This window comes from Amycolatopsis sp. CA-128772 (assembly GCF_002904295.1).
In the GTDB taxonomy this organism is placed as follows: Bacteria; Actinomycetota; Actinomycetes; order Mycobacteriales; family Pseudonocardiaceae; genus Amycolatopsis.
This window is the reverse complement of record NZ_PPHG01000069.1, coordinates 99,651-114,054: the sequence shown is the minus strand read 5'-3', so window position 1 is coordinate 114,054 and position 14,404 is coordinate 99,651. Positions and strand designations below refer to the sequence as shown.

Genomic DNA, 14,404 nt, shown 5'->3' with positions numbered 1-14,404 from the left:
CGTGCACATCGTCCAGCTCGCGAACTTCTACGGGCCGCGCTCGGGCGGGCTGCGCACCGCGCTGCACCACCTCGGTGCCGGGTATGTCGCCAGCGGGCACGAGGTGACGCTGGTGGTGCCCGGCACCCGGTACGCCGACGAGGTGCTGCCGACCGGGGTGCGCCGGTTTTTACTGCCGGCGCCGAAGATCCCGGGCACCGGCGGGTACCGCGCGGTCGACCCGCACCGCGTCCGCGCGGTCCTGCGCCGGCTCGCACCCGACCGGCTGGAGGTGTCCGACCGGCTGACCCTGCGGGGGATGGGCGGCTGGGCGCGGCGCCACGGCGTCCCGAGCACGGTCATCTCCCACGAGCGGCTCGACCGCCTGCTGGAGCAGTTCCTGCTGCCCGAGCCGGTGGCGCGCCGCGTCGCCGACGTCGCGAACCGGCGGATGGCCGCGAGCTACGACACCGTCGTCTGCACGACGGCGTTCGCCCGCGCGGAGTTCGACCGGATCGCCGCGCCGAACGTCCGCCGCGTGCCGCTCGGCGTCGACTTGGCGACGTTCCGGCCCGCCATGCGCGACGCCGGCTGGCGCGCCGAGCTGGCCGGGAGCGCGGACGCCCTGCTGGTCCACTGTGGACGGCTGTCGCCGGAGAAGCACGTGGAGCGCAGCGTGGACACCGTCGCTTCGCTGACCGAGGCCGGGGTGAAGGTCCGGCTGGTGGTCGCGGGCGACGGGCCGCGGCGGCGAGCTCTGGAACGCCGGGCGCGCGGGCTGCCGGTGACGTTCCTCGGGTTCCTGCCGGGCCGCGGCGACGTCGCCCGGCTGCTGGCCAGCGCGGACATCTCGCTGGCGCCGGGGCCGCACGAGACGTTCGGCCTGGCGGCCCTGGAGGCGCTGGCGTCCGGGACGCCGGTCGTGGTGTCGGCCTCATCGGCACTGCGGGAGATCGTGCGGCCGGGGTGTGGCGCGGCGGTGGACGACCACGCGCCCGCGTTCGCCACCGCCGTCACAGACCTCCTGGACAGCCCGGAGGAGCTCCGGCGCGCTGCGGCCCGGGCGAGGGCGGAGGAGTTCACCTGGCCCGCGGCGGTGGCCGGGATGCTGGCCACCTTCCGCTGAGCGACCCGGCGGACCGGTCTAGATTCGTGTCATGTCACGCGCAAGCCTGGACAAGGACCCGCACGAAGTCGCCGCGATGTTCGACGGCGTCGCGGACGGGTACGACCGGGCGAACTCGTTCATGACCTTCGGCTTCGACCGGCGCTGGCGCACCACCACGGCCCGCGTGCTGGACGCCCGCCGCGGCGAGAAGGTCCTGGACCTCGCCGCCGGCACCGGCGTGTCCACCGTCGAGTACGCCCGCGGCGGCGCCTGGTGCCTGGCCGCGGACTTCTCGTTCGGCATGCTGCGCGCCGGCAAGCACCGGAACGTGCCGATGGTTGCGGCCGACGCGCTCAACCTGCCGTTCGCCGACGAGAGCTTCGACGCCGTGACGATCTCCCTCGCGCTGCGCAACTTCGTCGACACGAAGGCCGCGCTCACCGAGATCGCCCGGGTGGTCAAGCCGGGCGGCCGGCTGGTGATCTGCGAGGTCTCGACGCCGCCGTTCGCCCCGATCCGGTTCGTCCACCGGCGGTTCATGCTGAAGCTGCTCACCTGGGTCGGCAAGCGGACGTCGTCCAACCCCGAGGCCTACTCCTACCTGGCCGAATCCATGCTCGCGTGGCCCGACCAGCGCACGCTCGGCGAGATCATCGCGAGCGCGGGCTGGACCGACGTCGAGTGGTTGAACCTCACATTCGGCGTCGTGGCGATCCACCGCGCGCGAAAGCCCGCCTAAACTCGCGCGTATGAGTCGTCGCACCGCAGACCAGGACGCCGAAGTCATCGTCGTCGGCGCCGGACCCGCCGGGTCCACCGTGGCCACCTACCTGGCCCGCGCGGGCGTCGACGTGCTGCTGCTGGAGAAGACCGAGTTCCCGCGCGAGAAGGTCTGCGGCGACGGCCTGACCCCGCGCGGCGTCAAGCAGCTCATCGACCTTGGCATCGACACGAGCGAGGACGCCGGCTGGGTGCACAGCCGCGGCCTGCGGATCCTCACCGGCGACCTCACGCTGGAGCTCGACTGGCCGGACCTGACCAGCTACCCGCCGTACGGCGTTTCCCGCACCCGCCACGACTTCGACGACCTCCTCGCGAAGCTCGCCGTCAAGGCCGGCGCGCGGCTGTACGAGCGCACCACGGTCACCAGCGCGATCACGAACGCGAGCGGGCGCGTGGTCGGCGTCGAGGCGAAGGTCGGCCCGGAGCGGACGCCGGTGAAGTACTACGCGCCGCTGGTCCTGGCCTGCGACGGCGTCTCCGCGCGGCTCGCGCTGAGCGTCGGCATCCAGAAGAACGAGAAGCGCCCGATGGGTGTCGCGGTGCGCCAGTACTACAAGAGCCCGCGTCACGACGACCCGTTCATCGAGGGCCACCTCGAGCTGTGGGACCGCTCCGACCCGCGCGACCCGAAGCTGCTGCCGGGCTACGGCTGGGCGTTCCCGCTCGGCGACGGCACGGTCAACGTCGGCCTCGGCATGCTCTCGACGTCGGCGTCGTTCCGGAACACCGACTACCGCGCGCTGCTGCGCCAGTGGCTCGACGGGACGCCGGAGGAGTGGGGCTACCGCGAGGAGAACGCGATCGGCAAGGTCGGCGGCGCCGGCCTCCCGATGGGCTTCAACCGCACCCCGCACTACCGCGACGGCCTCCTGCTGCTCGGCGACGCGGGCGGCATGGTCAGCCCGTTCAACGGCGAAGGCATCTCGGCGGCGATGGAGTCCGCGCAGATCGCCGCGGAGGTCGTCGTGCAGGCGCTGGCGCGGCGTGAAGGGCCTTCGCGGGAGCGGGCACTGGAGGCGTACCCGCGCGCGGTCGGCGAGCTGATGGGCGGCTACTACCAGCTGGGCAACGTCTTCGCGAAGATCATCGGCAAGCCGAAGATCATGCACGCGTGCACCAAGTACGGCCTGCGCATCACCAAGCTCCTGCCGCTGGTCTACAAGGGCCTCTCCGGCTGCTACGACGCCAAGGGCGGCGACGGCATCGACCGCCTCATCGCAGCCCTCGCCCGCGCCACCCCCACCCCCCGCTGACCCCGGCTCTCAAACGCCCCCAATGTGGCGTTGGGTGCGTCAGATGCACCCAATGCCACATCGGGGCCGCTTCTGCGCGCGGACACACGGGTGGCCTAGCAAGTTGGCCGTGCGGTCAGTGGGATAGATCACAGGTCAGCGCCCGTTTTGTCCGGCCGGAACGCGATCTTGGACGCCTTTCGCGCAGGTCGCGCGCGCGGTGTTGCCGAGCCGTGACAACGATGGCGCCGGAACTTAGGCGACCCTTATAACACGGGGTACTAGGGACAAGAGTGTGAGTCGCGTCCTAGACTCCCCCCATGCTTTGTGAATCCCTTCACATCCGCGACGAGTGGCTTGTGAACTATTTCACAAGCTCGCAGTGTTGTCCCTCCCGGTCCAGCCACGGGCCGTAAGGAGACCCTGACCCTCGGCGGTGTGACCCAGGTCCCTTAGGGTGCCGACGAGGCCCAGCGGTTCCCCACCACAAGCTCAACCGCAGCGGCGCGGAAAGGATGGCGAAGACCCCGTGCTGACGTTGCTGACCCGGACCGACACGGTGCAGCTGGCGCAAGAGGCCCCGAGCCTGAAGCCCTACCTGCCCATCGTGATCTTGTTCGTCCTGGCGCTCGGTTTCGCCGTGCTGTCGGTCCTGCTCGGACCGCTCGTCGGCCCCAGCCGGTACAACAGGGCCAAGCTGGCCGCCTACGAATGCGGCATCGAGCCGTCCCCGCAGCCGCTCGTCGGCGCCGGGCGGATGCCGGTCGCGTACTACATCACCGCGATGCTGTTCATCCTGTTCGACATCGAGATGGTCTTCCTCTACCCGTTCGCCGTGCAGGCGGACGCGCTGGGCACCTTCGGCCTGGTGGAGATCCTGCTGTTCATCGCGACGGTCGGCTTCGCGTACGCCTACGTGTGGCGGCGCGGCGGCCTGGATTGGAACTAGACCCATGGGCCTCGAAGAGAAACTCCCCAACGGCATCCTGCTGGCCAGCCTCGAAGGTCTCGTCAACTGGGCGCGGAAGAACTCGATGTGGCCGGCCACCTTCGGCCTCGCCTGCTGCGCGATCGAGATGATGACCGTCGGCGGTTCCCGCTACGACATCGCTCGCTTCGGCATGGAGCGCTTCAGCGCGACACCGCGGCAGGCCGACCTGATGATCGTCGCCGGGCGCGTCACGCAGAAGATGGCCCCGGTCCTGCGCCAGATCTACGACCAGATGGCCGAGCCCAAGTGGGTGCTCGCCATGGGCGTCTGCGCCTCCTCCGGCGGCATGTTCAACAACTACGCCGTGGTGCAGGGCGTGGACCACATCGTGCCGGTCGACATGTACCTGCCCGGCTGCCCGCCGCGGCCGGAGATGCTGCTGGACGCGATCCTCAAGCTGCACGCCAAGATCCAGGACGAGCCGATCAACGCCCGCCGCGCCGCCATCCGCGCGGCCAGCGGGGCCCGGACCGAGCTCGTCGCGTCGTCGATCAAGTACGCGAAGAAGTAGAGCGATGACTGAGAACCCCCAACCCGGCGAAGAGCAGTCGAGCGCCGAGCGAGCGGAAACCGGCCTGACGGCGAAGGGACCGGGCTCGGCCGAAGCGGTCGTGACCGGCCGCGAACGCCAGGGCATGTTCGGCGTCCAGGGCAGCGGCGACACCTCCGGCTACGGCGGCGTCCGGCTCCCGGCCTACAGCCCGGCGCCGGCCGAGCGCCCGTACGGCGGCTGGTTCGACCAGTTCGCCGACGAGTTCTACGCCGCGCTGGCCGAGCGCAAGATCCCGGCCGAGGCGATCCTGCAGACGACGGTCGACCGCGGCGAGATCACCTTCTACGTCGCCCGCGAGCACCTGCCCGCGATCGCCAAGACCCTGCGCGACGACGGCGGTCTCCGCTTCGAGCTGCTGTCGTCGGTGTCCGGTGTGGACTACGGCGTCGACGTCCCGCAGCGGCTGCACGCGGTCTACCACTTCACGTCGCTGACCTACCGGCGCCGGATCCGGCTCGAGGTCACCCTCGACGTCGAGGACGCGCACGTGCCGTCGCTGGTGGAGACCTACCCGACCGCCGACTGGCAGGAGCGGGAGACCTGGGACATGTTCGGGATCGTCTTCGACGGTCACCCGGCGCTGACCCGGATCCTGATGCCGGACGACTGGGACGGCCACCCCCAGCGCAAGGACTACCCGCTCGGCGGGATCCCGGTCGAATACAAGGGCGCGGAGATCCCGCCGCCGGACCAGCGGAGGTCGTACTCGTGAGCACCGAGAACCTGTCCGACGTCACGACCGGCACCAGCACCACCGAAACCGGCAGCGACAGCACGGACAACGCGAACTACGCCGACTCCCGCGACACCACCGAAGGCCGCGTCTACACGGTCTCCGGCGGCGACTGGGACGACGTCATCGCCGACGCCCAGCACGACGAGCGCATGGTCATCAACATGGGCCCGCAGCACCCGTCGACGCACGGCGTGCTCCGGCTCGTGCTGGAGATGGAGGGCGAGACCGTCACGCAGCTGCGGTCGGTCATCGGCTACCTGCACACCGGCATCGAGAAGAACTGCGAGTACCGGACCTGGACCCAGGGCGTCACCTTCGTGACGCGGATGGACTACCTGGCCCCGCTTTCGACGGAGATGGCGTACTGCCTCGGCGTCGAGAAGCTGCTCCGGATCGAGGCCCCGCGGCGCGCGCAGCTGCTGCGCGTGCTGCTGCTGGAGATCAACCGGATCGGCTCGCACCTGGTCTACATCGCCACCGGCGGCATGGAGCTCGGCGCCACCACCGCGATGACGCTCGGCTTCCGCGAGCGCGAAGAGGTGCTGCACCTGCTGGAGCACCTGACCGGCCTGCGGATGAACCACGCGTTCATCCGCCCCGGCGGCCTCGCGCAGGACATGCCGGCCGACTACCGCGAGAAGGTCACCGACTTCGTCAAGACGATGAAGCAGCGCCTTCCGTTGTACGACAAGCTGTTCACCGGGCAGCCGATCTGGCGCAACCGGCTCAAGGGCGTCGGGTACCTGCCGGTCGACGCGTGCCTCGCGCTCGGCGTCACCGGCCCGGTGCTGCGGTCCGCCGGTCTCCCGTGGGACCTGCGCAAGACCGAGCCGTACTCCTGCTACGACGAGTTCGACTTCGACGTGCCCGTGGACAACGGCGCCGACTGCTGGTCGCGCTACCTGATCCGGGTGCACGAGATGCACGAGAGCCTCAAGATCATCGAGCAGTGCCTGGAGAAGCTCGAGCCGGGCCCGGTCATGGTCGAGGACAAGAAGGTCGCGTGGCCGGCGCAGCTGTCGATCGGCAGCGACGGCATGGGCAACTCGCTCGAGCACGTCAAGAAGATCATGGGCCAGTCCATGGAGTCCCTGATCCACCACTTCAAGCTGGTCACCGAGGGCTTCAAGGTGCCGGCCGGCCAGGTCTACACGTCGGTCGAGTCGCCGCGCGGCGAGCTGGGCGTGCACCTGGTGTCCGACGGCGGCACCCGGCCGCTGCGGGTCCACGTGCGCGAACCGAGCTTCGTGAACCTGCAGTCGATGCCCGCCATGGCCGAGGGCGGCCTGGTCGCCGACGTGATCGCCGCCATCGCCTCGATCGACCCCGTCATGGGGGGAGTGGACCGATGACCACAGCAGTGCCCGAGCCGGGCCCGAACTACTCCGCGACGACGCACGCCGCGGCCGGGCCCGACACCGACGTCGTCGCCATCGCGCCGGATCCGGAAGTGGCCGCCGGCATCATCACGGAGACGCCCCTCGAGGACATCTTCGACGCCGACATCCACGCCAAGGCGCAGAACCTGATCGCGCGCTACCCGATGTCCCGGTCGGCGCTGCTGCCGCTGCTGCACCTCGTGCAGTCGGTGCAGGGGTACGTCAGCCAGGAGGGCATCGCGTTCTGCGCGCAGCAGCTCGACCTGTCCGACGCCGAGGTCAGCGCGGTCGCGACGTTCTACACGATGTACAAGCGCCGCCCGTGCGGCGAGCACCTCGTGAGCGTCTGCACCAACACGCTGTGCGCGGCCATGGGCGGCGACGCGATCTACAAGAAGCTCCAGACGCACCTGGGTTCCGAAGCCGAACCGCTGGGGCACAACGAGACCGCGGGCACGCCGAACGAGCCGGGCTCGATCACCCTCGAGCACGCCGAGTGCCTCGCGGCCTGCGACCTCGCCCCGGTCATCCAGGTCAACTACGAGTACTTCGACAACCAGACCGAGGAGAAGGCCGTCGCGCTGGTCGACGCGCTGCAGGCGGGCAAGAAGCCGGCCCCGACGCGCGGGGCGCCGCTGACGAACTTCAAGGGCGCCGAACTGCAGCTCGCCGGGTTCTTCCCGGAGGACGAGCGGACCTACCGCGCGGACGTCGACGGCCCGTCGCAGGCCGTCGAGACGCTGCGGGGCGCGCAGCTCGCGCAGGACCGCGGCTGGGTCGCCCCGGTGGCGTCCGATGTGCCCTTGCCAGAAGTGGAGAAGAAGTAATGGCCGACCCCATTACCCCCGTCCTCACGAAGCGCTGGCTGTCGCCGAACTCCTGGCAGATCGGCCAGTACGAGGCCCTCGAGGGCTACACCGCCGTCCGCAAGGCACTGGCCGGGACGCCGGAGCAGCTCGTCCAGCTGGTCAAGGACTCCGGGCTGCGCGGCCGCGGCGGCGCGGGCTTCCCGGCCGGCATCAAGTGGTCCTTCATGCCGCCGAACTTCGACAAGCCGCACTACCTGGTGATCAACGCCGACGAAGGCGAACCGGGTACCTGTAAGGACATCCCGCTGATGATGGCGGACCCGCACTCGCTCATCGAAGGCTGCATCATCGCCTCGTACGCGATGCGGTCCAACCACTGCTTCATCTACGTCCGCGGCGAGGCACTGCACTGCATCCGGCGCCTCAACGCGGCCGTGCGCGAAGCCGAAGCGGCGGGCTACCTGGGCGAGAACATCCTCGGCTCGGGCTTCGACCTCAAGATCACCGTCCACGCCGGCGCGGGCGCGTACATCTGCGGCGAGGAAACGGCGCTGCTCGACTCCCTCGAGGGACGTCGTGGCCAGCCCCGGCTCAAGCCGCCGTTCCCGGCCGCCGCGGGTCTCTACGCCGCGCCGACCACGGTGAACAACGTCGAGACCATCGCCAGCGCGCCCTACATCGTCAACGCCGGCTCCAGCTGGTTCCGCGAGATGGGCCGCGAGAAGTCGCCCGGCCCGAAGATCTACTCGATCTCCGGCCACGTCGAGAAGCCCGGCCAGTACGAGTGCCCGCTCGGCACCACGCTGCGCGAGCTGCTCGACATGGCGGGCGGCATGAAGGACGGCATCCCGCTCAAGTTCTGGACCCCGGGCGGCTCCTCCACCCCGATGTTCACCGCCGAGCACCTCGACGTTCCCCTGGACTTCGAAGGCGCGGCGGAGGCCGGGTCGATGCTGGGCACCACCGCCGTCCAGGTCTTCAACGAGACCGTGTCGGTGCCGTGGGCCGTGATGAAGTGGACCCAGTTCTACGAGCACGAGTCCTGCGGCAAGTGCACGCCGTGCCGCGAAGGCACGTACTGGCTGGCGCAGATCCTCGAGCGCATGGTCGAGGGCCACGGCACCGAGGAGGACATCGACACCCTCCTCGACGTCTGCGACAACATCCTCGGCCGGTCCTTCTGCGCCCTCGGCGACGGCGCGGTGTCGCCGATCACCAGCGGCATCAAGTACTTCCGCGAGGAGTTCCTCGCGCTGTGCGAGAAGAACCGGCACGAACAGACCAAGCCCGAACTCGTGGGAGCGCAGGCATGACGATCGCCCCCGACAAATCCGAAACCACCGAGACGCCGGTCCCCGAAGGCCACGTCAAGCTGGTCATCGACGGCGAAGAGGTCATCGCCCCCAAGGGCGAGCTGATCATCCGCACGGCCGAACGCCTCGGCACGGTCATCCCGCGGTTCTGCGACCACCCGCTCCTCGACCCGGCGGGCGCCTGCCGCCAGTGCCTGGTCGAGGTCGAGATGGGCGGCCGGCCGATGCCCAAGCCGCAGGCGTCCTGCACGATGACCGTCGCCGACGGCATGGTCGTCAAGACGCAGCTGACGTCCGGCGTCGCGGACAAGGCCCAGCAGGGTGTGATGGAGCTGCTGCTCATCAACCACCCGCTGGACTGCCCGATCTGCGACAAGGGCGGCGAGTGCCCGCTGCAGAACCAGGCGCTGGCCCACGGCCGCACCGAGTCCCGGTTCGTCGACACCAAGCGGACGTTCCCGAAGCCGCTGCCGATCTCGACGCAGGTGCTGCTGGACCGCGAACGCTGCGTGCTCTGCCAGCGCTGCACCCGGTTCTCCCGCGAGATCGCCGGCGACCCGTTCATCGAGCTCCTCGAACGCGGCGCCCACCAGCAGATCGGCACCGCGGAGACGGCGGACGTGCTCGACCTCGCGTCGCGGACGACGTCCGGCCAGCCGTTCCAGAGCTACTTCTCCGGCAACGTCATCCAGATCTGCCCGGTCGGGGCCCTGACGAGCGCGGCCTACCGCTTCCGGTCGCGCCCGTTCGATCTGGTGTCCTCGCCGAGCGTCTGCGAGCACTGCTCGTCCGGCTGCGCCGAGCGCACCGACTTCCGGCGCGGCAAGGTCCAGCGCAAGCTGGCCGGCGACGACCCGGAAGTCAACGAAGAGTGGATCTGCGACAAGGGCCGCTTCGCCTTCCGCTACACCGGCGCCGAGGACCGCATCCGGCGGCCGCTGGTCCGCAACCGCGAGACCGGTGCGCTGGAAGAGGCGTCCTGGACCGACGCGCTGCGGATCGCCGCGGCGGGCCTCACCGAGGCCCGTGGCAACGGTGGTATCGGCGTCCTGCCCGGTGGCCGGCTGACCGTCGAGGACGCCTACGCGTACTCGAAGTTCGCCCGCGTCGCCCTGCAGACGAACGACGTCGACTTCCGCGCCCGCCCGCACTCGGCCGAGGAACTGGCCTTCATCACCTCGCACGTCGTGGGCGTGACCCCGGAGTCCGGCGTCACCTTCGGCGAGATCGAGCGGGCCCGCACGGTCCTGTGCGTCGCGTTCGAGCCCGAGGACGAGGCTCCGATCGTGTTCCTGCGGCTGCGCAAGGCGGCCCGCCGGAACCGCACCCGGGTCGTCCACCTGGGACAGTGGACGACGTCGTCGGTGCGCAAGACGTTCGGTGAGCTGCTCGCCTGCGTTCCCGGCCAGGAGGCCGCGGCCGTCGAGGGCATCGCCAAGCACGCGCCGGACCTCGACGAGGCCCTGCGCGGCGAAGGCGCCGTGGTCCTGGTCGGCGAGCGCGCCGCCGCGGTCCCCGGCCTGTTCGCCGCCCTGCACGACCTGGTCGAGCGCACCGGCGTCCGGCTCGCGTGGATCCCGCGCCGCGCCGGTGACCGGGGCGCGCTGGAAGCCGGCTGCGTCCCGTCGCTGCTGCCCGGCGGACGCCGGGTCGGCGACGACGCCGCCCGCGTCGCCGTGGAAAACGCCTGGGGCGTCCCGCTCCCGGCCACCCCGGGCCGCGACACGACCGACATCCTGCTGGCCGCTTCGGCCCGCGAGCTCGGCGGCCTGGTCGTCGGCGGGGTCGACCCGTACGACCTGCCGGACCCGGACCTCGCGCTGCGCGCGCTGGACACCGCCGGGTTCGTGGTCAGCCTCGAACTGCGGCACAGCGCGGTGACCGAGCGCGCGGACGTGGTGCTCCCGGTGGCCGCGTCGGACGAGAAGTCCGGCAGCTACCTCAACTGGGAGGGCCGCACCCGCCCGTTCGACACGACGATCGAAGGCACCGGCGCCCTGCCGGACTGCCGGGTGCTCGACACGCTCGCCGTCGAGATGGACGCGGACCTGTTCACGCAGACACCGGCCGCCGCCCGCGGGGACTTCGAGAAGCTGGGCCAGGCTTCGGCGCTGCGCTGGAGCCACGTCGCCGCCGAGGTCGCGCCGCCCGCGACGCCGGGCGACGGCCAGGCGGTCCTGTCGACCTGGCGCCAGCTGATCGACAACGGATCCCTGCAGGACGGCGAGCCGCACCTCAAGGGCACCCAGCGCACGCCGGTCGCGCGGCTGTCCGCGACGACCGCGGCCGGGCTGGGCGTCACGGTCACGGTGAGCACCGAACGCGGTGCGATCACGCTCCCGGTGGAGATCGCCGACCTGCCCGACGGCGTCGTGTGGCTGCCGGGCAATTCGGACGGCTCCGCCGTGTTCAAGACGCTCGGTGCCGGCCACGGCGCTGTGGTGAACCTCGCTGGGGGTGAACAGTGACACCGTTGCTGACCGAAGCCGCTGTGGGCAGCGTGCCCGACGCGGCGACGCGGGCGGCGCTGCTGGCCGACGACCCGTTGTGGCTGATCCTGCTCAAGTGCGTGGTCATCCTGCTGATCGGGCCGATCCTGACGATCTTCCTGATCGTCTGGGAGCGCAAGGCGGTCGGCCGGATGCAGAACCGGCCCGGCCCCAACCGGGTCGGCCCGGGTGGCTACCTGCAGTCCCTGGCGGACGCGATCAAGCTGCCGTTCAAGGAACAGATCATCCCGGACACCGCCGACCGCAAGGTGTACTTCCTCGCCCCGGTCGTCTGTGTGGTGCCGTCGCTGATCGCGCTGTCGGCCATCCCGTTCGGGCCGGTCGTGTCGATCTTCGGCGAACGGACCGTCCTCCAGCTGCTCGACCTGCCGGTCAGCGCGCTGGTGATCCTGGCCTGCTCCTCGATCGGCGTCTACGGCATCGTGCTCGCCGGCTGGTCGTCCGGTTCGCCGTACCCGCTGCTCGGCGGCATGCGCAGCGCGGCGCAGGTGATCTCCTACGAGATCGCGATGGGCCTGTCGATCGTCGCGGTGATCCTGCAGGCCGGGTCGCTGAACCTGGCCGACATCGTCGCCCGGCAGCAGCCGGCGTGGTTCCTCTACCTGGTCCCGAGCTTCGTGATCTACCTGATCTCGATGGTCGGCGAGACCAACCGGGCGCCGTTCGACCTCCCGGAGGCCGAGTCGGAGCTGGTCGGCGGGTTCCACACCGAGTACAGCTCGATGAAGTTCGCGATGTTCTTCCTCGCCGAGTACGTCAACATGGTGATCGTGTCGGCGTTCGCGACGACGCTGTTCCTCGGCGGCTGGATGGCCCCGTGGCCGCTGTCGCTGATCGGGAACAACGTGCTCAACACCGGCTGGTGGCCGGTGCTGTGGTTCTTCGCGAAGATGTTCGTCCTGCTGTTCGGGTTCATCTGGCTGCGCGGCACGCTGCCCCGCCTGCGCTACGACCAGTTCATGCGGCTGGGCTGGAAGGTCCTGGTCCCGCTGAACCTCGTCTGGATCGTCATGGTGACCTTCGCGAAGGTCATCACCTGGAACACCGCGACCATCATCATCGCCGCGGTCGCCATCTTCATCGTCGTCGCGCTGTTCTTCTACGTCCGCGCGTCGGGCCGCGAAGAGGAGAGCGAGTCGATCCCGGTCACCGGCGGCGGCTTCCCGGTCCCGCCGCTGGACCTCAAGGTTCCGCAGACCACCCCGCGTCAGAAGGCCCTGGCCAAGGCCGAGGCGAAGGCGGCCCGCCGCAAGCCGGCGGCCGTCGGTACCGCAAAGGAAGGAGCGCAAGATGGGGTTTCTTGATCCCGTCAAGGGCTTCGGCGTCACCTTCGGGATGATGTTCAAGAAGGTCGCCACCGAGGAGTACCCGGAGGCCGGCGCGCCGGCCGCGCCGCGGTACCACGGCCGGCACCAGCTGAACCGGCACCCGGACGGCCTCGAGAAGTGCGTCGGCTGCGAGCTGTGCGCGTGGGCGTGCCCAGCGGACGCGATCTTCGTCGAGGGCGGTGACAACACCGAGGAAGCCCGGTTCTCCCCGGGCGAGCGGTACGGCGCGGACTACCAGATCAACTACCTGCGCTGCATCGGCTGCGGCCTCTGCATCGAGGCGTGCCCGACCCGGTCGCTGACGATGATCAACTTCTACGAGCTGGCCGACGACGACCGCCAGCGGCTGATCTACACGAAGGAGGACCTGCTCGCCCCGCTGCTGCCCGGCATGGAGCAGCCGCCGCACCCGATGCGGCTCGGCGAAAACGAGCAGGACTACTACGTCAACGGTCCGCAGCTCGAAGCACGCTTCTCAGCTGAGAGCTCATCAACACAGCTGGCTCGCGGGGAGGGCGTCAAGTGATCACCGCTCTCCTGGCCGCCGCGCCGAACGCGTCGGCGGGTGTCTCCACCGGCGAGGCGATCGCGTTCTGGGTCCTCGGCCCGGTCTCGCTCCTCGGCGCGCTCGGCATGATCTTCTCCCGCAACGCCGTCCACTCGGCGCTGTGGCTGGTGCTGACCATGCTGAGCCTGGGCGCGCTGTACATGATCCAGTCGGCGCCGTTTCTGGGCTTCACGCAGATCATCGTCTACACCGGCGCGATCATGATGCTGTTCCTGTTCGTGCTGATGCTGGTCGGCCGGGAGAGCTCGGACTCGGTCGTCGAAGTCCTGCGTGGCCAGCGGCTGGCCGCGACGGTGCTCGGCATCGGGATGGCGGCGCTGCTGGCCACCGGCATCTACCGGGCGCTGGAGAACGTCACCCCGGCCGTCCCGCTCGACTCGACGACGTCGGCGGGCGGCGGTCCCAAGGGCCTCGGCAAGCTGATCTTCACCGACTACCTGTTCCCGTTCGAACTGACGTCGGCGCTGCTCATCACCGCCGCGATCGGCGCGATGGTGCTGGCCTTCACCGACCGGCACGGCAAGGGCGGCAAGCTGTCGCAGCGGGAACTGGTCCTGCTGCGCTTCCGCGGCGAGCACGACCGGCCGTCGCCGCTGCCCGGCCCGGGTGTCTTCGCCACCGCCAACTCGGTGGCGACGCCGGCGCTGCTGCCGGACGGCTCGGTCGCGCCGGAGTCGCTGTCGGCGATCATCGAGTCCACCTCGGCGATCGAGCTGGCGAAGGAACGCAAGCTCGTCTCGGACCAGGGTCCGCACCCGGACGCGCACGCGCTGGTCGGCACCGAAGCTCCGGAGACCAAGGGGGAGAAGGAATGACCCCGACGTACTACCTGCTGCTGTCGGCGCTGCTGTTCGCGCTCGGCGCGGTCGGCGTGCTGGTGCGGCGCAACGCGATCGTCGTGTTCATGTGCATCGAGCTGATGCTCAACGCGGTGAACCTGTCGCTGGTCACCTTCGCCCGGATCAACGGCGGGCTCGACGGCCAGATCATGGCGTTCTTCGTCATGGTCGTCGCGGCCGCCGAGGTCGTGGTCGGCCTGGCGATCATCATGGCCATCTTCCGCACCCGGCGCTCGGCTTCGGTCGACGACACCAACCTGCTGAAGTACTAGGAGA

Annotated in this window: 14 protein-coding genes; all 14 read left to right on the top strand. The window is 70.1% G+C overall.

What is annotated here, in order from left to right; translation table 11 throughout:
• Position 1: 1 nt before the first annotated feature.
• The 14 genes from C2L59_RS24500 (at position 2) to nuoK (ending at position 14,400) form a co-directional block, all read left to right on the top strand.
• A complete protein-coding gene (locus tag C2L59_RS24500; RefSeq protein WP_103351846.1) occupies positions 2–1,105 on the top strand; it encodes a glycosyltransferase in 1,104 nt (367 codons plus the stop codon).
• A 31-nt stretch (positions 1,106–1,136) separates the two neighbouring features.
• On the top strand, positions 1,137–1,826 hold the full coding sequence (locus tag C2L59_RS24495) for a demethylmenaquinone methyltransferase (protein WP_103351845.1): 690 nt from the start codon (positions 1,137–1,139) through the stop codon (positions 1,824–1,826).
• A gap of 10 nt (positions 1,827–1,836) precedes the next feature.
• Positions 1,837–3,123: a geranylgeranyl reductase family protein gene (locus C2L59_RS24490; protein WP_199199231.1), complete on the top strand. Its 1,287-nt coding sequence runs from the start codon at positions 1,837–1,839 to the stop codon at positions 3,121–3,123.
• A 508-nt stretch (positions 3,124–3,631) separates the two neighbouring features.
• Positions 3,632–4,051, top strand: a complete 420-nt coding sequence (locus tag C2L59_RS24485) for an NADH-quinone oxidoreductase subunit A (protein WP_103351844.1) — start codon at positions 3,632–3,634, stop codon at positions 4,049–4,051.
• A gap of 4 nt (positions 4,052–4,055) precedes the next feature.
• Positions 4,056–4,604, top strand: a complete 549-nt coding sequence (locus C2L59_RS24480) for an NADH-quinone oxidoreductase subunit B family protein (protein ID WP_086863694.1) — start codon at positions 4,056–4,058, stop codon at positions 4,602–4,604.
• A 4-nt stretch (positions 4,605–4,608) separates the two neighbouring features.
• Complete coding sequence (locus C2L59_RS24475; protein WP_103351843.1) at positions 4,609–5,358, top strand: NADH-quinone oxidoreductase subunit C; 750 nt, start codon at positions 4,609–4,611, stop codon at positions 5,356–5,358.
• Entirely contained in the window at positions 5,355–6,734 is a 1,380-nt protein-coding gene (locus tag C2L59_RS24470; protein WP_103351842.1) for an NADH-quinone oxidoreductase subunit D, read from the top strand. Before C2L59_RS24475 ends, C2L59_RS24470 begins: the two co-directional genes overlap by 4 nt.
• Positions 6,731–7,588 carry an NADH-quinone oxidoreductase subunit NuoE gene (gene nuoE / locus C2L59_RS24465; RefSeq protein WP_103351841.1) on the top strand — a complete coding sequence of 286 codons (858 nt, stop codon included), beginning with the start codon at positions 6,731–6,733 and terminating at the stop codon, positions 7,586–7,588. Before C2L59_RS24470 ends, nuoE begins: the two co-directional genes overlap by 4 nt.
• Positions 7,588–8,883 (top strand): NADH-quinone oxidoreductase subunit NuoF, encoded by a 1,296-nt coding sequence (nuoF, locus tag C2L59_RS24460; RefSeq protein ID WP_103351840.1) that lies wholly within the window; start codon positions 7,588–7,590, stop codon positions 8,881–8,883. The genes nuoE and nuoF overlap by 1 nt, the downstream gene beginning before the upstream one ends.
• Positions 8,880–11,351 (top strand): NADH-quinone oxidoreductase subunit G, encoded by a 2,472-nt coding sequence (locus tag C2L59_RS24455; protein ID WP_103351839.1) that lies wholly within the window; start codon positions 8,880–8,882, stop codon positions 11,349–11,351. Before nuoF ends, C2L59_RS24455 begins: the two co-directional genes overlap by 4 nt.
• Positions 11,348–12,697 (top strand): NADH-quinone oxidoreductase subunit NuoH, encoded by a 1,350-nt coding sequence (nuoH, locus tag C2L59_RS24450; protein ID WP_103351838.1) that lies wholly within the window; start codon positions 11,348–11,350, stop codon positions 12,695–12,697. Before C2L59_RS24455 ends, nuoH begins: the two co-directional genes overlap by 4 nt.
• Positions 12,684–13,247, top strand: a complete 564-nt coding sequence (nuoI, locus tag C2L59_RS24445) for an NADH-quinone oxidoreductase subunit NuoI (RefSeq protein WP_103351837.1) — start codon at positions 12,684–12,686, stop codon at positions 13,245–13,247. Before nuoH ends, nuoI begins: the two co-directional genes overlap by 14 nt.
• Positions 13,244–14,104: an NADH-quinone oxidoreductase subunit J gene (locus C2L59_RS24440; protein ID WP_103351836.1), complete on the top strand. Its 861-nt coding sequence runs from the start codon at positions 13,244–13,246 to the stop codon at positions 14,102–14,104. The genes nuoI and C2L59_RS24440 overlap by 4 nt, the downstream gene beginning before the upstream one ends.
• Complete coding sequence (gene nuoK, locus C2L59_RS24435) at positions 14,101–14,400, top strand: NADH-quinone oxidoreductase subunit NuoK (protein ID WP_003081840.1); 300 nt, start codon at positions 14,101–14,103, stop codon at positions 14,398–14,400. Before C2L59_RS24440 ends, nuoK begins: the two co-directional genes overlap by 4 nt.
• The last annotated feature ends 4 nt before the right edge of the window (positions 14,401–14,404 follow it).